14 protein-coding genes are annotated in these 23,547 nt (G+C 68.3%); 8 read left to right on the top strand and 6 right to left on the bottom strand.

The genetic code is table 11. The features are described from left to right. The first annotated feature begins 79 nt into the window (after positions 1-79). The 8 genes from BLW44_RS15775 to BLW44_RS17555 all read left to right on the top strand — a co-directional run bounded on the left by BLW44_RS15775 (position 80) and on the right by BLW44_RS17555 (position 13,490). Positions 80-1,309, top strand: coding sequence for a lipopolysaccharide biosynthesis protein (locus BLW44_RS15775; protein WP_060926412.1), 1,230 nt, complete (start codon positions 80-82; stop codon positions 1,307-1,309). A gap of 37 nt (positions 1,310-1,346) precedes the next feature. Beyond that, the gene (locus BLW44_RS15770) at positions 1,347-1,997 is read left to right on the top strand and encodes a YveK family protein (RefSeq protein WP_074731894.1); all 651 of its coding nucleotides are present in this window, start codon (positions 1,347-1,349) and stop codon (positions 1,995-1,997) included. Further along, positions 1,970-2,671, top strand: coding sequence for a hypothetical protein (locus tag BLW44_RS15765; protein WP_074731891.1), 702 nt, complete (start codon positions 1,970-1,972; stop codon positions 2,669-2,671). Before BLW44_RS15770 ends, BLW44_RS15765 begins: the two co-directional genes overlap by 28 nt. Then, complete coding sequence (locus BLW44_RS15760) at positions 2,655-3,929, top strand: O-antigen ligase family protein (protein ID WP_060926410.1); 1,275 nt, start codon at positions 2,655-2,657, stop codon at positions 3,927-3,929. Before BLW44_RS15765 ends, BLW44_RS15760 begins: the two co-directional genes overlap by 17 nt. A gap of 62 nt (positions 3,930-3,991) precedes the next feature. After that, positions 3,992-4,624: a hypothetical protein gene (locus BLW44_RS15755; protein WP_139305296.1), complete on the top strand. Its 633-nt coding sequence runs from the start codon at positions 3,992-3,994 to the stop codon at positions 4,622-4,624. Between the two features lie 155 nt (positions 4,625-4,779). Beyond that, positions 4,780-10,068: a PKD domain-containing protein gene (locus tag BLW44_RS18445; protein ID WP_060926408.1), complete on the top strand. Its 5,289-nt coding sequence runs from the start codon at positions 4,780-4,782 to the stop codon at positions 10,066-10,068. Positions 10,069-10,166: 98 nt separating this feature from the next. Then, on the top strand, positions 10,167-10,781 hold the full coding sequence (locus BLW44_RS15745) for a CDP-alcohol phosphatidyltransferase family protein (protein ID WP_245647377.1): 615 nt from the start codon (positions 10,167-10,169) through the stop codon (positions 10,779-10,781). A 171-nt stretch (positions 10,782-10,952) separates the two neighbouring features. Further along, a complete protein-coding gene (locus tag BLW44_RS17555; protein ID WP_157519575.1) occupies positions 10,953-13,490 on the top strand; it encodes a right-handed parallel beta-helix repeat-containing protein in 2,538 nt (845 codons plus the stop codon). Positions 13,491-13,582: 92 nt separating this feature from the next. Here the strand turns inward: BLW44_RS17555 and BLW44_RS15735 are convergent, their stop codons facing one another. The 6 genes from BLW44_RS15735 to BLW44_RS15710 all read right to left on the bottom strand — a co-directional run bounded on the left by BLW44_RS15735 (position 13,583) and on the right by BLW44_RS15710 (position 23,450). Beyond that, positions 13,583-18,295: a PKD domain-containing protein gene (locus tag BLW44_RS15735; RefSeq protein ID WP_060926405.1), complete on the bottom strand. Its 4,713-nt coding sequence runs from the start codon at positions 18,293-18,295 to the stop codon at positions 13,583-13,585. Positions 18,296-18,357: 62 nt separating this feature from the next. Beyond that, positions 18,358-18,975, bottom strand: coding sequence for a DUF4352 domain-containing protein (locus BLW44_RS15730; protein ID WP_060926404.1), 618 nt, complete (start codon positions 18,973-18,975; stop codon positions 18,358-18,360). A 183-nt stretch (positions 18,976-19,158) separates the two neighbouring features. Next, positions 19,159-20,298 carry a glycosyltransferase gene (locus BLW44_RS15725; protein ID WP_060926403.1) on the bottom strand — a complete coding sequence of 380 codons (1,140 nt, stop codon included), beginning with the start codon at positions 20,296-20,298 and terminating at the stop codon, positions 19,159-19,161. Position 20,299: 1 nt separating this feature from the next. After that, positions 20,300-21,187, bottom strand: coding sequence for a hypothetical protein (locus tag BLW44_RS15720; protein WP_217632044.1), 888 nt, complete (start codon positions 21,185-21,187; stop codon positions 20,300-20,302). A gap of 2 nt (positions 21,188-21,189) precedes the next feature. Next, positions 21,190-22,305, bottom strand: coding sequence for a Gfo/Idh/MocA family protein (locus tag BLW44_RS15715; RefSeq protein WP_060926402.1), 1,116 nt, complete (start codon positions 22,303-22,305; stop codon positions 21,190-21,192). Further along, positions 22,302-23,450, bottom strand: coding sequence for a DUF1972 domain-containing protein (locus BLW44_RS15710; RefSeq protein WP_060926401.1), 1,149 nt, complete (start codon positions 23,448-23,450; stop codon positions 22,302-22,304). Before BLW44_RS15710 ends, BLW44_RS15715 begins: the two co-directional genes overlap by 4 nt. Between the last annotated feature and the right edge of the window lie 97 nt (positions 23,451-23,547).

Raw genomic sequence — 23,547 nt, 5'->3', positions numbered from 1 at the left:
TCCACGACGACCCCCACAGCCGTACGGGTCGACTCTATCGCGTCGCGTCGCGTGGGAGGATGTCAGCCGGGGAGGCGACATGAAACGCAAGGCTCTGGGGGCCGTGATCGCGCAGGCGGCGCAGGCGGGCATCGGACTGCTCCTGCAGATCCTCGTCGCGCGGCTGCTCGGCATCGAGGAGTACGGCCGCTTCGCGATCCTCTATGGCGTGGTCATCGTCGCCACGGCCGTCGTCACCGGGCTCATCGGGGACTCGCTCGTGGTGCTCGATCGCTCGCAGCGCGCGCTCAGGGCGGGTCTCGAGGCCATGCTCGTGCTGACCTCGATCGTGCTCGCGGTCGGCGCCTTCCTCATCGCGTGGCTGACCGGGTTCTCCGACCCGTGGGAATCCGCGCTGTTCGCGGTGGCGCTCGCCGCCTTCGCCGTCGAGGAGATCGTGCGTCGGCTCCTCATCGCGCACCTCTCGTTCGTGCGCACCGCGCTGACGGATGCCGTGGGTTTCGTCGTCGCGCTCGCGATCATCCTCACCGTCCACTTCGCGGGGGCCCTGTCGCTGGCGGCCTTCCTCGGCGGGATCGCGGCGGGGCAGATCGTCGCGACGGTCATCGGCTGGTTCCTGGTGCCCGGCGTCGACCGACGGCTGGTCGGTCTGCGCGGCGCCGACCTCGCCGCCGTCTGGCGCTACGGGATGTGGCGCGGACTCCAGCAGGTGCTGCGGCCCTCGCTGTTCACCGTGGTGCGGCTGCTGGTGCTCGCCGGCGCCGGCCTCACGGCGGTCGGCCTGCTCGAAGCCGCCCGCACGTACACCTCGCCGCTGATCCTCGTGATCGGCGGACTGTCCTCCTTCCTCTTCGTGCGCTTCGCGGATCAGCACAAGGCGGGCAAGGGCGCGTCCGTCCGCGAGGCCGACAGGGTGGTGGGGTTCCTCCTGATCGGCACCGTGGTGATGAGCGCCATCGCCGTGGTGCTGATCCCCTGGGTGAGCCCGCTGCTCTTCGACGTCACGGTGGACCCGCTCGCCGTGATCGCCTGGCTGGCGTACGGGATGTCGGTCGCCATCGTGACCCCGTACGGCGCGCTCGGCGCGGTCGGTGGTCGCCAGATCGCGGTGTTCGTCATTCGACTGTCCGACACGGTGCTCGCGATCCTGGCGGCGATCGTCCTTCTCGCCCTCGGGGCTGAGCCGTCGACGCTGCCCTTCGCGCTCGCCGCGGCGTCGATGCTCGGCGGGGTGGGACTCCGGTGGCTCGTGTCGTCGACCGGTCGGTCGGAGGACCCCAGCGGTGGTCGTCGTCCCGGCGGCGAATGATACGTTTAGGCCCTGTCTTCGACTGAGGGGGTTGGCGATGGAAGATGTCCCTTACGGACGTATCCTGCGCGAGGGATGGATTGTCATCGTCGTTCTCGCGGTGCTCGGCGCGGGCATGGGCTGGGTGGTCACCAAGCTGCTGCCCGAGACGTATGCGGCGACCTCGACGCTGCTGCTGCGCGTCGACTCGACCGAGGCGTCGCTGTTCGAGCGCAACCAGTTCAGCCTCGCGCGCATCAAGTCCTACCCGCCCCTGGTCGACAGCCCCGAGGTCATCGACGCCGTGCGCGACGACCTCGATCTCGATGAGGACGAGTACGCCGATCGCGACATCCGCCGGATGCTCTCCGCTGAGAACACCGCCGACACGGTTCTGCTCGTGGTCCGCGCCGACGCTCCCACCGCGAAGCTATCGACGGACATCGCCAACTCCGCGGCGACCCACCTGTCGGAGCTGATCGGCGAGACCGAGAACGACGAGGACGACGCGCGCTACACCGTCGCCCTCGATCAGGTCCTCCCCGCGGTGGCGCCGTCCGCGCCGATCTCGCCTCAGGTCACCGCCATCACCGGACTCGGGGGATCGCGGGCCTCGCGCTCGGCGCAATCGTCGCGGTCTACCGCACCACCACCAACCGGCGCCTGCGGACCATCTCCGATGTGCGTCGCTCGTCCGGGCTCCCGGTGATCGGACAGATCCCGCGGCGCAGCCGCCTGCATCCGGAGTCGGACAACGGCGCGATCGCGGCGTACGAGGAGGCCGTCGGAAACCTCGTCGCCCTCGCCGGCGGCGACATGCGGACGCACATCGTCATCCCGGCTTCCGACGGCGCGATCGACGACGACGCCATCACGGGCCTCCTCGAGGCCCAGCGCCTGATCGGGGCGACCGCCTGCGTCGTCGACACCCGCGAGGCGCATGTGACCGGCCATGGGCACACGCTGAACGAAGTGCTGGACGGTGGATCGATCTCCGACGGCGAGGACGGGCACGCCGTCTTCGTCGCTGACGAGCCGCTCTCGCTCGACACCCTCGTGTCGGAGCTCCCCGACGTCGTCGCGGCGATGCACGAGGAGTTCGACGTCGTGGTCGTGATCTGCGAGCCGGGTGCCTCCGCCCTGATCGAGCAGCTCATGGCGCCGGGTGCCGGCGTGATCATCAACGTCCGTCACAACGCGACGTCCGCGACCGACCTCGTCGCCGTCACCACCCGACTGCGGGTCATGGGCATCCGTCCCGTGGGAGTGGTCATGCTGCACACCGGAACGAAGTCCCTCGGCTCGATCGCCGAGTCCTGGAGGGTCAGCGACCGTGACCCGGCTCTAGCGGGCGCCGGAGACTCGCATGCCCGAGCCGACTGAGCTCGCACGGCAGCCCCGGCAGCAGTCAGCGCACCACCCGAGCACCGCCAGGGTGGTGGCGGTCGGCGGGCTCTACATCCTCCTGATCGTCAGCGTCATCCCGTGGCGCAGTGCCACCATCTACAGCGGCGGGGTGGATGCCGTGGTGATCGCGAAGGCGCTCATCGCGGTCATCGCGCTCGGAGCGACCGTGGCCCTTGCGGCGCGGACCCGCGAGAGAGTCGCCGTCGGCATCGCCCCGGCAGGCGTGATCGCGGTCGTCCTGCTGGTCAGCGTCCTCGGCTCGATGCTCGCGGGCAACGACTCGTCGACGATCGTGCTGGTCGGCCGGATGTTCGTCGTGATGGCGACGATCCTGCTGCTGCTGACAGCGGTCCCCTGGGTCACGAGCATCGCGTGCCTGCTCACGGCGATGGCCGCGGTCGCCCTGGTCGCGGCCGTCACGGGACTGCCCTCGCTGGCATCGACGGGTCGTCTCGGCGGCGGGATCCCCGAGATCCACCCCAATGAGCTGGCCGGGCTCGTGGCGGCCCCGATCATCGGTCTCGTGGTGCTGATGCTCCGCAGCGGCGTGCGCGTGTGGCGGCTGGCGGCGGTCGGAGTGCTGGTCGGCATCGCGGTGGCCAGCGGATCGCGGACCGGCCTCCTCGCGATCGGCGTCGGCATCGGCGTCGCGGTGCTCGTCAACGGCATCCGCGACCGCAGTGTGCTCTACATGCTGCTCGGTGTGCTCCCGCTCGGCTACGCGATCGCCTCGTTCACCGACGTCTTCAGTGCGCTCGCCACCCGCGCGGGGTCGAACGACACCTCCACCGCGCTCGACTCGCGTTTCGACGTGTGGCGGGTCGTGATCGGCTGGGACTGGGGCGAGTGGCAGAAGTGGATCGGGATCGGCCTGTCGGCCAAGAAGATCCCCGTCGACATCAAGTGGCGCGACGAGCAGGTGCTCGACAGCAGCTGGGCGTCACTGCTCGCCCAGACCGGACTCATCGGCACGGCACTCATCGCCGCGCTGATCGTCTGGTGCGTCGCCAGCGCGCTCATCTCGGCCCGTCGGCGCTGGCTGGTCACACCGCTGCTCACGCTCGTCATCATCCGCTCCGTCACCGAGAGCGGACTCATCGACAGCGCGACCGCGTTCATCCTGTTCTTCACCGTCGCGTCATTGCTCACCCACCGATCCCGACATGCGGACGACCCGAAGGAGGTCCGCTTCGACGAGGCGGACGCCGACCCCGTTCTTCTCCGCCGCGTCTGACCTAGAATGGCGGAATATTCGCGTCCTGGATGCGGAGTACCGGTGCGCGGAGGAGGGGACCAGTGACGGAGTCACTCGAGGATTCGCCACGGCGGATGGGCTGGCGGAGCTGGGCCCTCGTCGGGCTGATCGCCGTGCTCCTGATCGGCGGGATCGTCTGGGGAGTGCTGGCCAACAGTGGCTCGGGACAGGGCGGCCCGAACGGATCCCCGTCGTCGGGTGCGACCCCGACTCCGCAGGCGACGGAGTTCGAGACCCCGTCTCCGGGTGCCACGGATGGTGTCGCGAAGCCGGACGAGGACGAAGAGGTGCCGCTCGACGAGCCGGCGCCCGCCGTCGAAGGCGTCGTGGCCGAGGTCACCGCGATCGAGTCCGTGACCGCCGGCAACGACATCCCTGGCGAGCCCAGCGGCCCGGCGGTCCAGGTGACGGTCCGGCTCACGAACGGCTCGGACGAGCCCGTCGACACCGCGGGGGCCAACGTCACGATGACCTATGGCGGTGACGAGCGTCTCCCCGCCGCCGGCGTCTCCGGCGAGGGTGCCACTGTGTGGCCAGCGTCCATCCCGGCCGGCGGCCAGGCGGATGCAGTATTCCAGTTTGCAGTTCCCTCTTCTCCCGAGGGGGACGTGCGTGTTATCGTCGATATATTGGCCGCTGCGCCAAACGTCGTCTTCGTCGGCCCTCGACCTTAGGTCACTGCTTCCGAACGACGGATCACTGGGGAATCATCGTTCGGTGCCAATGTAGGGGTTGAGCGCGAACGGTCCATCATCTGGGGAGATGAACGATGGGCAATACAGCACTGTCTTGGGGACGCCGCGTACGCGCAGCATCGATCGCTATCGCGATGACACTCGCCGTGGTCTTCGGATCACTCGTGGCGATCTCGCCGGCTCACGCAGACGTGAGTCCGCCGGAGGGAGAGGCCGCGACTGTCACCGCCGACTCGCTGCCGACGGTGCAGATCAACGGCATCGTCTGGGACCAGGCGGTCGTCGGCAACGTCGTCTACGCCGCCGGCAAGTTCACCAGCGCTCGCCCGGCAGGCGCCGCCGCCGGGACCAACGAGACGCCCCGGTCGAACCTCCTCGCCTACGACATCCGCACGGGCGCGCTGATCACCTCGTTCGCACCGTCGATCAACGGCCAGGTGCGCCAGGTCGAGGCCTCGCCCGACGGCACGCGCCTCTACATCGTCGGCGATTTCACCACGGTGAACACCCAGACCCGCAACCGCGTCGCCGCGTTCGATCTGCCCAGCGGAAACCTCGCCGCGTTCAACCCGAACTCCAACGGCGTCACCTCGGGCGTCGCAGCGACCAACGACACCGTGTACATCACCGGAACGTTCGGCCGCGTCTCGGGCAACGACCGCTCCGGCGCCGCCGCCTTCACCCGCAGCGGCACCCTGCTGCCGTGGGCGCCCGTTCTGGAGCAGCGCCAGGGACGTGTCGTGACGGTCTCTCCCGCCGGCGACAAGGTGGTCCTCGGTGGAAACTTCCAGACCCTCAACGGCAGCTCCAACCCCGGGTACGGCCTGGCGATGGTGTCGGCATCCGATGCCTCACTGCTGCCCTTCTCGGCCAACAACGTGATCCGCAACGCAGGTCTGGATGCCGCGATCCTCTCGCTCAAGTCCGACGGCGACGACATCTACGGCACCGGCTACGTCTTCGGCAACGGCGGCAACCTCGAAGGCTCCTTCCGGGCTTCGTGGGCCACCGGCAACCTGGTCTGGGTCAACGACTGCCACGGCGACCAGTACGACGTGGAGCCCATGGGTGACACCGTGTATGCGGCCGGCCACTCGCACTACTGCGGCAGCCTCGTCGACGGATTCCCGCAGAGCGACCCCTGGACGTTCTATCGCGGTCTCGCCGTCACGAAGGACGTCGAGCGCACCACGCCCTTCGGCCTGAACCTCGGCTACTACGACTTCGGCGGAAACCCCGCCCCCAAGCTGCAGCACTGGTTCCCCGCCTTCAACGCCGGCAACGTCAGCGGCGCATCGCAGGGTCCGTGGTCCGTCTCCTCCAACAGCGAGTACCTCGTGTACGGCGGCGAGTTCACCCGGGTGAACAACACCGGACAGCAGGGACTCGCGCGCTTCGCCGTGGCCGGGAAGTCCACGAACGCCCAGGGGCCGATCCTCTGGAACACGGCCTGGCCGGCATCGTCGATCGCTCTCACCGGCGGTTCGATCAGGGTCAGCTGGCCCCTCAACTACGACCGTGACAGCGAGTTCCTCAAGTACGAGGTGCTGCGAGACAACGTGGTCGTGAAGACCTACGAGAACGTGCGCTCGAAGTCCGCGGACTGGGGGCTGCCGCCCATGGCCTACGTCGACACGACGGTCACGAACGGCACGAGCTACACCTACCGGGTGCGCGCGACGGACAACGAGGGCCACTCGATCCTCGGCGGGACGACGACCGTGACGGCGTCCGGGTCCGCAGCTCCGAGCGCCTACCGCACCGCGGTGCTCGAGGATGCTCCGCTGAGCTACTGGCCGCTCGATGACTCCTCGGCCACTCTCTCCTACGACTGGGCCGGGGCATCCGACCTCGCCGTCCGCAGCGGCGTCACCCGCGGCACAGCCGGAGCCATGCTCTCGGACTCGCGCAGCGGATCCGACTTCGACGGCTCGAACAACGGCTTCGCCTCGACCACGTCGGCTATCGCGGGCCCTGACACCTTCGGCGTCGAGGCCTGGTTCAAGACGACCACCACGAACGGTGGAAAGATCGTCGGCTTCGGCAGCAGCTCCACCGGCACCTCCGGCAGCTACGACCGCCATGTGTACATGGAGCCGAGTGGCCGGGTCACCTTCGGCGTGTACCCGGGCTCGTCGCAGACGATCAGCTCGTCGACCGCGTTCAACGACGGTCAGTGGCACTACATGTCGGCCGGTCTCAGCGACGGCGGCATGGTGCTCTACATCGACGGCATCAGGGTCGCGCAGCGCACCGACGTCACCTCCGCCCAGCCCTACAACGGGTACTGGCGCGTCGGCGGCGACACCTCCTGGGCCGGAGCCGCGTTCTTCGACGGGGACATCGACGAGGTCGCCATCTACGGCGCCCCGCTGACCCGTCAGCAGGCCGCCGCGCACTACACGGCCTCCGGTCGCGAGCTCGAAGGTTCGACGGCACCGGCGGATGCATACGGCGCCGCCGTCTACGCCGCCGATCCCGCGCTGTACTGGCGCCTCGGCGAGTCCACGGGCAGCGTGGCCGCCGATGCCTCCGGCTACAACCAGAAGGGCAACTACTTCGGCGCGGTCGCCAAGGGCGCGAACGGAGCCCTCGAAGGGGTCAGCAACCAGGCCGCATCGTTCGAGGGCGGACAGGTCATCAGCCAGAACTCGTTCTCGAACCCGAGGTCGTACTCGCTCGAGGCCTGGTTCAAGACGGACACGACCACCGGCGGCAAGATCATCGGGTTTGGGAACAGCTCCGACGGGAACTCGTCGGGGTATGACCGCCACGTCTACATGACGCCGGACGGCAAGCTCATCTACGGCGTCTGGGTCGGCTTCGCCGAGACGCTGCAGACATCCGCGTCGTACAACGACGGGCAGTGGCATCAGGTCGTCGCCACACAGGGCGCGACCGGCATGCGGCTCTACGTCGACGGCGTGCTGCAGGGCTCGAACGGCCAGACCAACGCCCAGGACTACACCGGGTACTGGCACGTGGGCGGAGACGTCACCTGGGGTCCTGGTGACTGGGAGTTCGACGGTGCGATCGACGAGGTCGCCGTCTATCTCGCGCCGATCTCGGACACGACCGTCTCGCAGCACTACGCGCTGGGAACGACGGGCGCTCCGGCGAACATCGCGCCGAACGCCAGCTTCACGTCGGCGGTCACGAAGCTCGCCCTCGCGGTCAACGCGTCGGGCTCGACCGACGCGGACGGCACCATCGCGAGCTACAGCTGGAACTGGGGCGACGGAACACCTGCCGGGTCCGGAGCCACCGCGACGCACACATACGCGGTCGCAGGCTCGTACACCGTGACGCTCACCGTCACCGACGACAAGGGCGCGAGCGATACCGAGACCACGATCGTCGAAGCGGTGGCCAACCAGGCTCCCGTGGCGTCGTTCACCTCGGCCGCGACCGACCTCAAGGTCGACGTCGACGCCAGCGCCTCGCAGGACACCGACGGCACCATCGCCGGCTACTCCTGGAACTGGGGCGACGGGACGGCAGCGGGATCGGGCAAGACCGCATCGCACACGTACGCCGCAGCAGGCACGAACACCATCACCCTCACGGTGACCGATGACCAGGGTGCCACGACGCAGAAGACGGCATCGATCACGGTGACGGCTCCGGTCGGTGCGGTGACCTACGCCTCGGACTCGTTCAACCGGACCGTCGCGAGCGGCCTCGGCACCGCGAACACCGGGGGAGCGTGGACGCTGTCGAACACGGCCTCCAACTACCTCGTCAGCGGCGCCTACGCAGCCCTGCTGCAGCAGGCCGGAGGCGCGCAACGGTACGCGTACCTCACCGGGGTCTCGTCGACGGACACCGCGGTGGACGTGGATGTCGTCCTCCCGCAGCTTCCGACGGGCGGCAGCGCCTACTACACCGTGGCCGCGCGTCGGGTCGGTACCGAGGACTACAGGTCCCGTGTGATCGTCTCGCCGACCGGCGGCGTCCAGCTGCAGCTGCAGCAGAGCACGACGGTCCTCACGACGGTCCCGACCGGACTCACGGTCAGCGCCGGTGATGCGCTCCACGTGCGCACCGAGGCGACCGGCACCTCTCCGACGACCATCAGGGCGAAGGTATGGAAGGTCGGGACCTCGGAGCCCGCCGCGTGGACCTCGACCACGACCAGCTCGACGGCCGGTCTGCAGACGGCAGGGCATGTCGGCATCGGCGTGTACCTGGGTGGCTCTGTCACCAACGTCCCGTTCCAGACCCGGTTCGACAACTTCTGGGCAGGCTCCACCACCGGTGGTCCGACGCCTCCGACGAACCAGGCGCCGACGGCGGCCTTCACGAGTTCGGTCAGCGGCCTCGCCGCGACCGTGAACGGATCGTCCTCGACGGATGCCGACGGCACGATCGCCGGCTACGCCTGGAACTTCGGCGATGGGACGACGGGCACCGGGGCCACGCCAGCCGCGCACACGTATGCTGCGGCCGGTACGTACCAGGTCACCCTGACTGTGACGGACGACAAGGGAGCGACCGCGGCGATCACGAAGCCCGTGACCGTCACGGCGGTCCCGGGGAACCAGAGCCCCGTGGCCTCGTTCACGGCCTCGCCGACCGACCTCACCGTGGCCGTCGACGCGTCGGCGTCGACGGACCCTGACGGCACGATCGCCTCGTATGCGTGGAACTTCGGCGATGGGACGACCGGGACCGGAGCGACAGCCTCGCACCCGTATGCCGCAGCCGGCACATACACGGTGACCCTCACGGTGACCGACGACGACGGAGCGGTGAACACCGTGACGAAGTCCGTGACGGTGACGGCTCCGGCCGGCGCCGCCTTCGCCGCCGACGACTTCGGTCGGGCGAACGGCCTGCTGGGCACGGCGCAGACCGGGGGCGCCTGGGCGCAGACCAGCAGTGCGGCGAACGTCGCGATCGACAACGGCGCGGCGAAGTTCACGACGCAGGCGGCGGGCCAGACCCGCACGGCGACGCTGAACTCCGCGACGTCGACCAGCACGGACCTCACCTTCACGGTCTCCGCCCCTGCGCTGCCGGCCGGAGCGCGCGTCTACGTCGCAGCCCTCGCCCGCGTCGTCGGTGCGGATGACTACCGGGCTCGATGGCTGATCGGGGCCGACGGGTCGGTCACGGCCCAGCTGGCCCGAGGGGGCACGGCACTGGTCTCGCAGAACATGGCCGGCTTCACGTTCGCCGCCGGAACGATATATAACGTGCGCGTGCAGGCGTTCGGGGTCGGCACGACCACGCTGCGGAGTAAGATCTGGGCGGCGGGAACGACCGAACCGGCTGCCTGGCAGCTGAGCACGACCGATTCCACGGCCGGCCTGCAGACCGCAGGCCACATCGGGATCTCGACCTATGCGGGATCCGGGTTCAGCAGTGTCCCGTACACCCTGACATTCGATGACTTCCGAGCTCGAGGAGTGACCCCCTGACTTTCGCAGATTCGTACCGGAGCCTCGCTGCAGCGCAGAAGGGCAGGGCCCGTGGGGCCCCCGCCTACTCGGTGTTCGTCAACCGTCCGGTCGGAAGGGTGATCGCCGCCGGTGCGTTCACCGTCGGTCTCGTGCCCAACCAGGTCTCCCTGATCAGTGCGGCGTTCACCTTCACCGGGATCGTCCTGCTGGCCACGGTGCCGCCCTCGATCGTCCTCGGCGTGGTCGTGTGGCTGCTCCTCGCCATCGGCTACGCCTGGGACAGTGCTGACGGCCAGGTCGCGCGCCTGCGAGGCGGAGGTTCGCTCGCAGGGGAGTGGCTCGATCATGTGCTCGACTCCACGAAGCTCGTGGCCCTGCCGATCGCGGTCGCAATCGGGTGGTACCGGTTCTTCCCGCTGCCGTCGGAGCTCTGGCTGCTGGTTCCGCTCGGCTTCGCGGTGATCTCGACGGTCACCTTCTTCGGGATGATCCTGAACGATCTTCTGAGAGGCAAGCGCGGAGTGCCTCAGGCCGCCCAGGCAGGCGGCTTCTCACTCGGACGGTCGCTTCTCGGGTTGCCGACGGACTACGGCGTCCTCTGCCTCGCCTTCGTGCTGTGGGGCTGGCCGCCAGCGTTCATGCTGGTATATAGCCTCCTCGCCCTGGCGGCACTGCTGTACCTCGGGGCGGGGCTGGCCATATGGTTCCGGAAGATGTCCGCGCTGGGCTGAACCGGAAGGAGGCGGCGCTCGCGGACAGTTATTCAATCGATATCAGCTGATCCTCAGGAACTGCCGACGGTTTCCAGGCTATGGTCTACTATCATCCGCCACCGAAGTCGGATGTCGATACTGCCTACCCGAACCTGCAGTACCGAGAAGCACATCGGAGAGCCTCCCCTCATGCGTAAAAGTACCCTCCCCCTGATCGCATCCTTATCCGCACTGTTACTCCCTCTGGCCGTCGTCGCGCCCGCTGCGGCGGAGACGACGGACGTGGTCCTCGTGCAGGACTCGATGACACGAACCGTGGCCAAGGGCCTCGGCTCCTCGCCAGACGGAACGACCTATGACGCGTCGCCGGTCGCCTCGGTCTCCGTGGCCAACGGGACCGCCAAGCTCAACGCCGCAGCACCGGGTGCCACCGTGTCCGCGCGTCCGATCGGACTGTCCGTCGCCGATTCCACGCAATCGACGGTGTTCACCCTGCCGAAGCTGCCGAAGTCCGGTTCCGGCGTGTACATGAGTCTGCAGTCCCGACTCACCGCCGACGGCTTCTACCAGACGCAGGTGCGCGTCGATCCGAAGGGCGTCGTGCTGCTCGAGACGCTCCGGGTCAATGCCGGCGTGCAGACGACCCTCGGCTACACCTGGGTCCCCGAGCTCCGGGTCAAGGCGGGAGTTCCGTTCGTACTCGAGACCCGTCTCGCGGGAACGGATGCCGTGAAGATCGATGCACGAGTGAGCGCAGCGGGAACGAAGCCCTCGGCATGGAAGCTCTCTGTGACCGACCGTGCGGCGAAGCGGCTGACCGCGGAAGGCCGGACCGGTGTGCGGCTCTACGTCTCGCGCAGCACGCCGGCGCTGCCCGTGCTGTTCGACGACCTCCGGGTGACGGCGAAGGAGGAGGCGACTCCGACGACGCCCACGACTCCGACCACGCCGACCACGCCGACGACACCCACCACGCCCACGACGCCCACGACGCCGACGACACCAACCACGCCGACCACACCGACGAAGCCTGCGGGCGGTGCGCCCGTCTGGAACGTGGCGGGCACGCGCACCGCTGCCGGATCTGCAGTCGTCGGTTCGACGAACTACCCCGTACCGGCCGGAGCGCTCTTCGTGAGAGTCGGCGCGACGAGCGGTGGGTCGGGTTCCGCCGAAGCCCCGTTCGCGAGCGTGCAGAGCGCCGTCGACCGCGCGGCGTCCGGCGCGACTCTCGTGCTGCGAGGCGGTACCTACCATGAGTCGGTCGTCATCCCGTCGGGCAAGAAGCTGACGATCCAGTCCTACCCCGGTGAGGCCGTCTGGTTCGACGGGTCCTCCGCTGCGAGCAATTGGCAGAGCTCGGGAGGTCGCTGGTTCAGCGCCGACTGGAAGTACGACTTCGACTCCACTCCGTCCTTCACGCGGGGCGAGGCGGACGGCACTGCGGCAGGGTGGCGGTGGCTGAACGCCGCGCATCCCATGGCCGCTCACCCCGAGCAGGTCTGGATCGACGGCGTCGCCCAGACCGAGGTGGCGTCGCTCGCCGCGCTCAAGGCCGGCACCTTCTTCACCGACGTCGCGAACGACCGTCTCTACCTCGGCAGCGATCCGGCCGGCCACAGCGTCCGGACCTCGACCCTGACCAAGGCGCTCTCGCTGCGAGGCGAAGGCGCAGTCGTGCGGGGCATCGGAGTTCGCAACTACGCGACGTCGGTCTGGATGATGGGTGCCGTGACCGTGGAGGCGCCGCGGGCGACCCTCGAGAACGTCGTCATCTACGACAACGCGTCGACGGGGCTGTTCGTCGGGTCCTCGAACGCGACCATCCGCGACGTGACCCTCGCCCGCAACGGGCTGATGGGGCTCGGCGCCAACTACGCCGATGCGCTCGTCATCGACGATCTCCTCGCCGTCGAGAACAACGCCGAGCACTTCAACACGTCGCCCGTGTCAGGTGGGGTCAAGATCGCCAAGTCCCGCGGGGTGACGATCACCGACGCGGCGCTGCTGCGCAACGACGGACCCGGGGTCTGGCTCGACCAGGCGGTGTACGACGTGCGGATCACCGGTTCCGACATCATCGAGAACCGGGGCGCCGGCGCATTCCTCGAGCTGTCTCAGAAGATCGACTTCGTGAACAATCTGGTCCTGCGCAACGTCGGCAACGGCGTGAAGATCAACAACACCGGTGGCGTCAACCTCTGGAACAACACGATCATCGGCGGCGACCGCGCCGTCAACATCGTGCAGGACAGTCGCAGCGCCACCGATGCGTCGGTACCCGGTCACAACGCCCGGCGCCCGTTCCCCGACCCGACGATGCCGTGGCTCATCCGCGACATCTCGATGGGGAACAACGTCGTGGGTGAGAGTGCCGGCAACTGCACGGTGTGCGTCGAGGACTACACCCATCGGTACACGCCAGCCCAGCTCAACATCCGGACCGACGGGAACGTGGTCCAGCGCAATGGCGCTGCCGCCCCGACGTGGTTCGTCATCTGGTCGCGGGGTACGGCGAATGTGAACCCGTACGTCTTCTCGACATGGGCGACCTACCGGAGCACGACAGGGCAGGATGCGAACTCGACGGCCGTCGAGGGTCGTCCGGCCACGGACCGATCGGGTCGCCTCTTGCCCGGCATCACGGCGGCACCACGGAGCATCCCCGCGGCTGTGTCGGCGATCCTCGGCGCAGTGAGCCCGTCGATCGGGGCCCGCTTCCCCTGATCCCCGCTTCCCGTTCCGCGAAGGTTCGGCGGACATGACGGAGGGCCGAGGCGTGAACGCCTCGGCCCTCCGTCATGTCCTACCCCTCGGAGTTACTGCGCGGGTCCCGCCCAGAAGTCGTCGTAGGTGTAGACCACCGGTACGGCCGTCGCGCTCGATGACAGGTAGCTGTTCACTCCGACGTAGCCGGGCACCTGCAGTGACGCCGTGGCGTCGGTGGTGGTCAGGGTCCATGCCGTCGGCTCGGTCGTGGCCGTGCGCCACACCTTCGCCTTGAGGGTGGTGGGGTTGGTGCCCGTCACCTGGAACCGCACGCTCAGCTGGTCGGCTGCCGTGATCGAGAGACCCGGAACGGCGGTCGACGACAGGACCGTCTCCACACCGGCGATCGTCTTCGTCAGCCAGAGGGACACCACGCCGTTCGAGGCCACGCGGAACTTCGCGCGGTAGTCGTTGGCGTTGTCGATCTGGCGTCCGAGTGCCGAGAAGTAGAACCCGCCACCGGTCGACGGCTGGTTGAAGGCGACGGTGAACCGCTCCTCGGTGTTCGTCGACGGCGTGGAGCCGGCGAGCGATGCCGAGTAGTTGTTCCCGGCCGAGAGCGTGACGGTGCCTCCGGTGCCGTTGACGGCGAACTTGCTCAGTGCGGTCGCGCTGGACGGGAACATCGTCCACGCTCCGCCGGTCGTCGTCGCGGTGCCCCAGCCGTTGGTGGCCGTGCGGGTGAACGCATCCTGCGCCCAGACCTGCGGTGCGGCGACGGTGACGGTCTTGGTCGTCGTGTTCGTCGCGCCCCGGTCGTCCTTCACGGTCAGAGTCACGGTGTACGTGCCGCCGGCCGCATAGGTGTGCGAGACGGTCGCCCCGGTGTCGGTGGCTCCGTCGCCGAAGTCCCAGGCGTAGGACGCGATCGACCCGTCCGCATCCGTGGATCCGCCGGCGTTCACCGACACCGCGAGATTCGCCACCGACGTGGTGAAGGCCGCGACCGGTGCCTCGTTCTGCGTGACTGTCACGTCGCGGGTCACGGTTGCGGTGCCGCCCCGGTTGTCCGTGACCGTCAGGCGCACCGTGTAGGTGCCGACGCTCGCGTAGGAGTGGGTCGCCGTGGCGCCGCTGCCGGTTGATCCGTCGCCGAAGTTCCAGGCGTACGACTCGATGGTGCCGTCGGCGTCCGTGGACGTCGAGGCGTTCACCGTGAGCTCGAGCAGATCCGTCGCCGTCGTGAAGGCGGCGGTCGGATCCTGGTTCGGAGCCAGCGTCGTCGTCACGGTCCGCGTCGTCGTCGCGGTGGTCCCGCTGTCGTCGGTCACGGTGAGGGTGGCGGTGAAGGTGCCGGCGGTCGCGTACGTGTGCGATGCCGTGACCCCGGTGCCGGTCGCACCGTCTCCGAAGTCCCAGGTGTACGAGGCGATCGAGCCGTCGGGGTCGGACGATGCCGAGCCGTCGAACGCCACCTCCAGGTGATCGGCAGTGGCGCTGATCGACGCTGTCGGAGCCTGGTTGGCCGCCACCGTGACCGAACGGGTCAGAGTGTTCGTCAGAGACGTGCTGTCGGTCACCTTGAGGGTGATCGTGTAGGTCCCGCCGGCGGCGTAGGCATGCGAGGCCGTCGCGCCGGTGGCGAGCGTGCCGTCACCGAAGTTCCACGCGTAGACCAGCGGACCTCCGTCGGCGTCCGTCGAGGTGCTCGCATCGACCGCCACGCTCAGCTTGTCGGTCGTCGACGTGAACGCCGCCACCGGTGCGCGACCGGGGACGGAGCGCCCGCTCGCGGCGAAGTGATCGCGCACGCGCTGCTCGGACAGGGCGGTCGGATACACGGCGACCTCGTCGATCGTGGCCGCGATGTAGTTGCTCGTCGTGCTTCCCCATGTGCGGTCGGCGCCGATGCGCCAGTGGCCGCGGTAGTTCTCGGAGCCGGCCATGGAGTTGCTGCCGACCAGCTGCGTGTCGAGCCAGAGCTTCATCCCGCCCGCTCCCTGGGTCGCCACCACGTGGTGCCACTGACCGTCGTTGTAGGCCGTCGGCGTGACCAGGGTGGTCTGCGGCTGCCCGCTCCCGAACTGGATCTTGCCGTCGTTCTGCATGACCACATGGCGGTCGTACGAGGCGCTGAGGCCGCTGGCGGTGTTGCCGAACCCGATGAGGGTTCCACCTCTGGTGGTCGTGGTCTTGAACCACAGCTCGGCACTGTAGGTGGTCGGGGCGTTCCACGCCTCCTGGGCGACGACCATCGCGCTCGACCCGTTGAAGGTCGTGGCGGTGCCGGAGCCGATCGCCGAGGACTGTCCTCGGGTCACGGTGCCGCTGAGGTTGCCGGTGGTGCCGCCGACCGCCGAGTCGACGATGGTGCCGCTGGCGGTCTCGTCGAGGCGCCAGTAGGCGTCGGGCGCGTCGGTCGAGACCGCGGCACCGTAGACGTCCGTCGGCGCGGCCGTCCAGTTGGAGGCTCGGCCGCTCGCGAGATAGTGCGACTGGATGTCGGACTGGCTCAGCGCAGCCGAGTACACGGCGACGTCGTCGATCCGACCGGAGAGCCCGGCGCTGGTCGGCTTGTTCGTCAGGCCGTTGGTCTGATCGGCGCCGATCCGCCAGTAGCCGTTGTAGATCTTCGGCGACGTGCGCGCCTGGTCGCGACCGACACGACGGCCGTCCACGAAGAGCTGCATGCCGTCACCGTCGACGGTGCCGACGATGTGGTGCCACTGCCCGTCATTGACGGCGGAGCGGCTGTACACCGTGCGGTAGGAGCCGTCGTTGATCGCGAAGTTCGCGCGGCCGGAGTTGTCGAGGTAGAGCATGCGGTCCGTGATCCCCGAGGTCGAGGTCCCGGTCGCCGAATCGCCGAACCCGACGATGCGACCGCCGCTGGTGCTGGTCGTCCGCACCCACGCCTCGACAGTGACCGCCGCAGGTGCGGCGCTGACGTCCTGGGTGGTCATCTTGGGTGAGCTGCCGCCGGCCGAGTTGACCGCCGGATTGGAGTCGTTCAGCATGGCACCGCTCGCGCCGAGCGTCAGCCCGGTCGCGGTGCCGGGTGCGTCGCCCGCGTCATCCCAGAGGCGCGTACCGGTGGACTCATCCAGGCGCCAGTAGTGGCTGGGTTCGCTCGCACGGACGGCGGCGCGGTAGGCGGCCGTCGGGGTGCCCGACACGGTGACGTAGGGCGACCACGCGCTCCACTGCACGTTGCCGTCGGCATCCTTCGCCCTGACCTGGTATCGCACCTGCGCGCCCGGAGTCTGTCCGCTGTCGGTGATGCTCAGGTTGGGCAGAGTCCAGAAGCGACCGTCCGTCCGGGTGAGCGTCGCGATCTTGACGGAGGGGCTGCGGAACACGTCGTAGGTGATGGTGGCGTTGTCGCGGTCCCACACACTGGTGAAGGGCACGCGAACGACTCCGGACTCGTTCGAGTAAGGAGCGGGCGTCAGTCCTGCGTTGTAGACCGGTCCGACGGCGTGCGGTGAGACGTTCTTCTTGCCGAAGCGGACGAGTCCCTGCTGTGCGACGTTGTTGACCTTCGGGAACTCCCCGCCGAGGACGACGTAGTTCGCGTTGCCGGTGACCGACCATGCCGCCTGGCGAGCGCTCGTGTAGGTGCCGAACTCGAGGTCCGGGTACCAGTTCAGCTGCTCGGTGTACGGCAGACCGGTGAAGTCCCAGCCGTACGCGTCCTTCTTGGTGATCACGCCGGTGGGGTTCGTGCTCTCGGCGATGGCCTTCGTCCAGCGCGATCGCGGGTTGGTGTCGCCGAAGGCGCCCACCACGCTGCAGTCGTGCTTGTGCGAGACCGAGTACAGCACCCCGTCCTGCGGGAAGCTGCCGTAGGTGTCGCCGAGGCAGTCGTTGACCCAGTTGATCGAGCCGGTGTACGGATCTGCGGCGAAGGTGCCTTCGAACGTCGCGCCCGCGCCGAAGGCGTAGCCCGTTCCGTAGACCTGGGTGCCGTCGGTGCTGAGGCTCGAGATGGCTCCGTTGAGACCCGCGGTCTTGATCCGGTCCGTGGCCGCCCAGGGGAGCGCTGCGCCGGTCGACGCGTCCACGGACGCCATGCCGTAGGCCGCTGCACCGTTGAGAGTGGTGAAGGAGCCGCCGACGATGACGCGTGACGAGTCGGGACTCATCACCATGTCCCAGACGAATCCGTCGCCGGCCGCCGACGGCGCCCACGGGAGGATGCTCTTCGTCGCGCTGCTCCACGCCGCGAGCTCGCTGCGCGGCTGTCCGCCGCTGGAGCGGAAGTTGCCGCCCACGAAGACGGTGTCACCGGCGAAGGCGAAGCCGCGCACCTGTCCGTCGGCACGAGGAGCCCAGTCGAGCATCGCGCCGGTTGCCACGTCGAACGAGGCCACGTGCGCACGCGCCTGTCCGTCGACCGCGGTGAAGTCGCCGCCGAAGTAGACGGTCTTCCCGTCGGGCGTGACGCGGACGACCAGACCCTGTCCGTCGAAGGCGTGGCTGAAGTTCGGTACCGGGTTGCCCGTCGTGATGTCGAACGCGAACACGTTGTTGGCGTCGATCTCGCCCGGTCCGCCGACGGCCACCCCGGGCGGACGTGCCTTGGTGAAGCTGCCGGTGACGTACACGGTGTTGCCGGCCACGGCCTGGCTCCACACGACGCCGTTGATCTGCCAGGTCGGCAGCACGTCTGCGGTCACGGTGTCGGGCTGCCCCGCCGTCTCGGCCGAGGCGGACTCCGCAGGCAGCGCGATGAAGGCGAGCGTCGCGAGAGCCGTCGCTGCGGTGGCGAGAACGGCGATCACGCGGCGGAGACGATCTGCTCCGCGAGTCGTGCGGGTCATGGAGGTTCCTCGTGATGAGATGCGGTCGAGTGGAGTGTCAGTGGTCGGACGCGTCGAGGGCATCAGTCGAGCCCTCCGCGGAAGACGGCCGAGGTGTGGTCGCCGTCGAAGTCGACGACCAGCGTGACCTCGTCGCGCGAATCGGCGGGGACGGCGAACGCATAGGTCGCCGTGGCGGTCTTGCCTGCCGCGACGGAGCCGGCGAAGTCCGACGTCTCCGCCTCGGCCGCGTAGACGCGCACGGCCGCGGTACCGTCGGCATCGAGAAGGGTGAGGACCGACGTGCCGAGGTCGATGGGACCTGCGGAGTCGTTGTCGATCGTCAGCGTCAGACGGGCGTACTCGCGGTCGGGAAAGCTCCCTGGGCCCTGGGCCGTCTCCTTCGAGAAGGAGACGTCATCGATGCGGACGCTCACCCCATCGTCGTAGGTGACCGGATCCCCCGTGCTGGCAGGAGGTGCGGTCACTGTCGGATCACCCGAGTGCCCCGCCCTCTCGACCTTCGCGATCGGCTGATCGGGCGCGGATCCGCCCGAATCGTCTGAGGGATCACCGCCCGCCGTCGCATCAGGAGCAGGGGTCGACGACGTCGATGACGTCGGCTCCGCTCCGCTCGGCGGCTCGGTGCCGCCGCTGCAGGCGACCAGACTCACGCAGAGCGCGAGGGCCGCGATGGACACGCTTGTACGCGCAATCATCATGATTGTCGATCCCCAGATTCCCCAATCAGGGTTGCCGACATGGACCCGTTCAGAACGAGTCAGTCGACGGTGTCATCCCCAAATGACACTATCCCCAGTGAGCGTGATCGTATCATGTCCGCCGAAAGGGGGACAAGACCTGTGGGCGAAGAGTTTTCGCCCTCAGCGGCGCAGGGCGGCCAGGATGCCGTCGGAGTACCGCTGCGACGAGAACGCGTCTGCGACCGCGACCGCATCGCGGGAGGCGAGTCTCGCCTGCTCCGGCCAGCCGTCGATCTTCGCGGCGATCGCCGACGCGAGCGCTGCACTGTCACCGGGGGGAACGAGAGTCGCGCTCTCTGATGAGCTGACCGCCTCCGGGAGCCCGCCGACCTCGCTCACCACGGCGGGTCTCGCTGCCAGCGCGGCCTCCACAGCCGTGTTCCCGAAGGTCTCGTCGACCAGGGAGGTGACGACGGAGATGTCGCTGCGTGCGAGGTCGTCCCAGACCGACGCCTTGAAGCCGAGGAAGGAGACGCGCTCTTTCAGCCCTCGGCGCTCCACCTGGGCATGCAGTTCGTCGAGGTAGGCCTCGTTGCCGGGGAACACGGCGCCGACGATGTCCAGCGTCGCGTCGTGGTCGTCGCGGACCAGGGCGTCGAGCGCCTCGATGGCCACATGCACGCCCTTGCGGTGCGAGAGCCGTCCCACGTACAGAAGCCGGGTCGGCGCGCTCAGGGGCATGCGAGGAGGTGCCACCTCGGGAGGGCCGGGGACGGCGTTGTGGACGACCACGGTCCGGTCGCGCACGCGAGGAGATGCCTCCGCGAGAACGCGGCGGGTGAAGTCGCTGTTCGCGATCACGCGGTGACTGAAGACCAGTGGCAGGTACAGTGCTCGGCGCAGGAGGCCGGCGACCGACCCTTCCCCTTCGTGCACGTGGCACACGGTGAGCCGCCTGCTCCACCGTCCGAGTGCGATCCACAGCGGGGGAGTGATGGTGTTCACGATCAGAGCGCCGGGATCGACTCGTCGGATGAGTCGAAGCCCCGGGCCGATGGATCGTATGGCCGTGACCGCGAGATCGAGGAGGCCGCGCGGACTCAGGAGGCCCTTGCGGACGATCGGCGTCCGGCACTCGACGACCTCGGCGCCCGCCTCCTCGAGCAGCTGCACGAGGGGGCCGGGTGCCGGAACGGTCACGACGACACGGCGGCCAGCGCGGACCAGCGCGCGCACCGTCTCGAGCACCATCCGGTCCGAGCCGTACAGGTCGGCCCCCGGGTTGGCGATCAGGACGACGTTCGGATCCCCCTGGGTCATATCAGCGCTGCGGCCAGAACTCGTCCACGAGACTCACCGTGGAGGCGATGTTCGCCCGGCTCGAGGCACCGAACACGATGGACTCGAGGTTCGGAAGAGCGGTGACCCATTCGATCGCCTCGCGGGGCGGGATCGCGCCGCTGGCGAAGACCGACATCGCGACGGCGCGGAACGGACGCTTCTCCATCGCCTCGCGGTAGGCGTCGACACCGCCGGACATCCGGAAGCCGAGCTTGTTGATGTTCGAGCAGACGATCGGGTTCTCGACGCCGGCCTTGTCGAGGTCGTCGAGCAGGCGGGGCAGGTTCATGGTGATGAAACCCGGCTCCGCGTTGTAGCGCTTGCGCACGTGATCGGCGAAGATGCGGAACGCGTCCGTGAAGCCGAGTCCTGACAAGAGATCGACGACGACGTTCTGCAGCCAGATCACGGGGGTGTCGAGCCCCTCGAACATCTTCATCTCGGCATCGATGAGCAGGGTCGTCACGCCTTCGATGTCCTTGCGGGCGAGAGAGGACGTTCCTCGGGCGATGCTGTCGAGGAGTCCCTCCTCGGGGAGGAACTTGCGGATGGCTCCGAGGAAGCCGTCTTCGGTGACCGCATTCGCGTACTTGTGCGCGTACGGCATGCAGGGGAAGAAGGTCATGTCGGCGTAGCGATCGGGCTGGGCGCGCACGTGCTCGGTCACCTCTGCGATGCGATCGTGCGTCGTGCACATGAAGGTGTGCACGCCCTCGTCATACGCGGCATCGAGCACGCCCATGATCGCGTCGGTGTCTTGGAACCGCATCTGCTGCGCGCGGGCCTTCTCCTCGGACATGTGGTTGACGCCGAAGAACTGGTTGTCGCCGAACAGCAGACGGTCCATGGTGCGGGTGGTTGTCGTCATGGTCATTTCCCTCCACGCAGAGCGCTCAGCGCTGCCGCGATGCGCCCCTTCGGTGCCGTGTTGACGGCGAGATCGGATGCTGCGTCCGCGGTGAGTCGGGCGTCGCCGCGCACCGCATCCTCGCTGATCATCGAGATCACTCTGTCGGTGACCGCCGCCGAGGCGAAATCGTTGATGCCGGCCGAGGCGCCGGCCTGGGCCCGCTGCACGAAGGAATCCAGCTGAGCGCTGTACTCCTCGCCACGCAGGTAGAACCACGGCGCATCGGTGAGGTCGGTCGTGTACCGGACGTTCCACCCGACGCGGTATCCGTCGGGGATGGTCGCGGTGTCGCGGAGGTAGACGTGGATCTCCTGACGGTCGGCGTAGATCCGACCGTTCGTGCCCCACAGGGTGATCTTCGTCGTCATCTTGCGCTGCGACTCATCAGACCAGTTCGAGATGATCTGAGCGGTGCCGTTCGGGTAGTGCAGTGTGCTCGCGACGGCGTCATCGATCTGCGCCGAGAAGATGCTGGTCAGCTGGCTGCCGCTCACGGACTCCGGCGTACCGAGATACCAGGTCAGCAGGTTGAGCGGGTGCGCGGCGTAGTCATAGAGGCATCCGCCTCCCGTCGCGCGCTCGCTGCGCCAGGTGCGACCAGCGGGCTTGAGCACCACGGGTCCGTAGGCCTCAGCGAGAGCGGTGTTGACGGTGCCGATCGCGTCGAGCTCGAGCAACCGCTTGACCTCGCTGAAGGCCCCGACGAAGCGGTTGTGGTAGCCGACCTGCGTCACCAGCCCCTTCCGCTCTGCGAGGGCGGTGAGTTCGACGCTGTCTGCCGGATCGATCACGAGCGGCTTCTCGCAGAACACGTGGATGCCGCGTTCGAGCGCGTTGCGGATCATCCCGGCGTGCAGGTGCGTCGGCGTGGCGATGATCACGGCCTGCGGACGCGCCTCGTCGAGCATCTTGTCGAGGTCCTTGTAGGTCTTGACCCCGGTGTACTTCGCCAGGATGTCGAGCAGATACCCGGTCGCATCGCACACCCCCACCAGATTCACCTCGGGGTGCGCCTTGATCATCGACAGATGGGAGAGCCCCATCTTCCCGAGTCCGACCACTGCGACATCGATCATGCGTGTACCCCTGTCTGCTGCTGTGCGTGTCCGTGCCGCGCGAGAGCGGTCCGGAGCGAATGCTCGTACTGGGCGCCGATCTTCGCCCAGGTGAACTCGGCGTGGAATCGGTCGCGGCTGGCGGCACCCATGCGCTGCCTCCTGTTGTCGTCCGAGAGGATCTCGGAGAGGAGGACGGCGAGATCCTCGGCGCCGGTGAAGTAGGCGTTGTCGGGCCCCGCGACCCAGGTGTTGTACGGGTTGTCGTGGGCGACCACGGCGTTGCCGGCGGCCATGGCCTCGACGAGCGACGGGTTCGTCCCTCCGACGGTGTGGCCGTGAAGGTAGATCGCGGAGTGGAACCGGAGGGACTGCATGCGCTCCGGCTCGAAGATCGCCCCGGGGAACAGCACCTCCTCGGATGCCGCCGCGCGCACCGCCACGTGATACGGATCGTCGTCGCCGTACGGCCCGACGACGACGAGCGGCATGCCGCGCTTCTCCGACGACCACGCCTTCACGATCTCGAGCACGGAGTTCTCCGGGATCGGGCGGCAGACGACGGTCGCGTACTGACCGGGCGTGAGCCCGAGCTCCTCGACGGGAGCCGTCGGTGCGTCGACGACCTCGTGCGCACCGTAGGTGATGGTCTGCACCCGTCGCGAGCCGAAGTGCCGGCGCAGGTAGGTCGCGATCACCGGATGGTCCGCGATGAGCACGTCTCCGACCCATCCGGCCAGGCGCTCATTCGCCAGCAGGATGCCCTGCTTGACGATGCCCCAGCGCTTGCGGGTCCACTCCATGCCGTCCATGTTGATGACGTTCGGGATCCTGCGGAGCCGGGGGACGACGTCGAACACCCCGGTGTTGTAGCCGAACGTGAGCCAGACGTCGCCGTCGACATGCTCGCGCATCGCATGGCGGATGGAGGTCAGGTCGAACGCCGACGTGCCCTTCCAGCCATCCCGCGGCTCTCGGATCAGGACGCGCTGGAGTCCGTTCCACTCGTCGACGGTCGTCGGCCCCTCCCCGGGGATCTGACAGTAGACGATGACGTTCCAGCCCTGATCGCGCAGGTACAGGCCTACGTTCTCGGCGGCGGTCTCGAAGCCGCCGTATGCGGCGGGTACGCCGTGGGTGCCAAGTATCCGCACGGTTGATGGCACGATGATTTTCCCCTCGATTCGGACGCTCCCGCGCCCATTTCACTGCCTTCCGGCTCCGCATCCGCCTCCCCGGCGAACCGAACCGCAGTGTTCTGTG

It is taken from the genome of Microbacterium hydrocarbonoxydans, from assembly GCF_900105205.1.
GTDB classification, from domain to species: Bacteria; Actinomycetota; Actinomycetes; order Actinomycetales; family Microbacteriaceae; genus Microbacterium; species Microbacterium hydrocarbonoxydans.
This window is presented reverse-complemented; position numbering and strand designations above follow the sequence as displayed.

What these genes read in the sequence shown, in the direction of transcription:
- BLW44_RS18445 (WP_060926408.1), top strand. Translation starts at nt 4,780, where the DNA reads ATGACACTCGCCGTGGTCTTCGGATCACTCGTGGCGATCTCGCCGGCT.
- BLW44_RS15760 (WP_060926410.1), top strand. Translation starts at nt 2,655, where the DNA reads ATGCCCGAGCCGACTGAGCTCGCACGGCAGCCCCGGCAGCAGTCAGCG.
- BLW44_RS15775 (WP_060926412.1), top strand. Translation starts at nt 80, where the DNA reads ATGAAACGCAAGGCTCTGGGGGCCGTGATCGCGCAGGCGGCGCAGGCG.
- BLW44_RS17555 (WP_157519575.1), top strand. Translation starts at nt 10,953, where the DNA reads ATGCGTAAAAGTACCCTCCCCCTGATCGCATCCTTATCCGCACTGTTA.
- BLW44_RS15735 (WP_060926405.1), bottom strand. Translation starts at nt 18,295, where the DNA reads ATGACCCGCACGACTCGCGGAGCAGATCGTCTCCGCCGCGTGATCGCC.
- BLW44_RS15715 (WP_060926402.1), bottom strand. Translation starts at nt 22,305, where the DNA reads ATGATCGATGTCGCAGTGGTCGGACTCGGGAAGATGGGGCTCTCCCAT.
- BLW44_RS15770 (WP_074731894.1), top strand. Translation starts at nt 1,347, where the DNA reads ATGGAAGATGTCCCTTACGGACGTATCCTGCGCGAGGGATGGATTGTC.
- BLW44_RS15725 (WP_060926403.1), bottom strand. Translation starts at nt 20,298, where the DNA reads ATGACCCAGGGGGATCCGAACGTCGTCCTGATCGCCAACCCGGGGGCC.
- BLW44_RS15720 (WP_217632044.1), bottom strand. Translation starts at nt 21,187, where the DNA reads ATGACGACAACCACCCGCACCATGGACCGTCTGCTGTTCGGCGACAAC.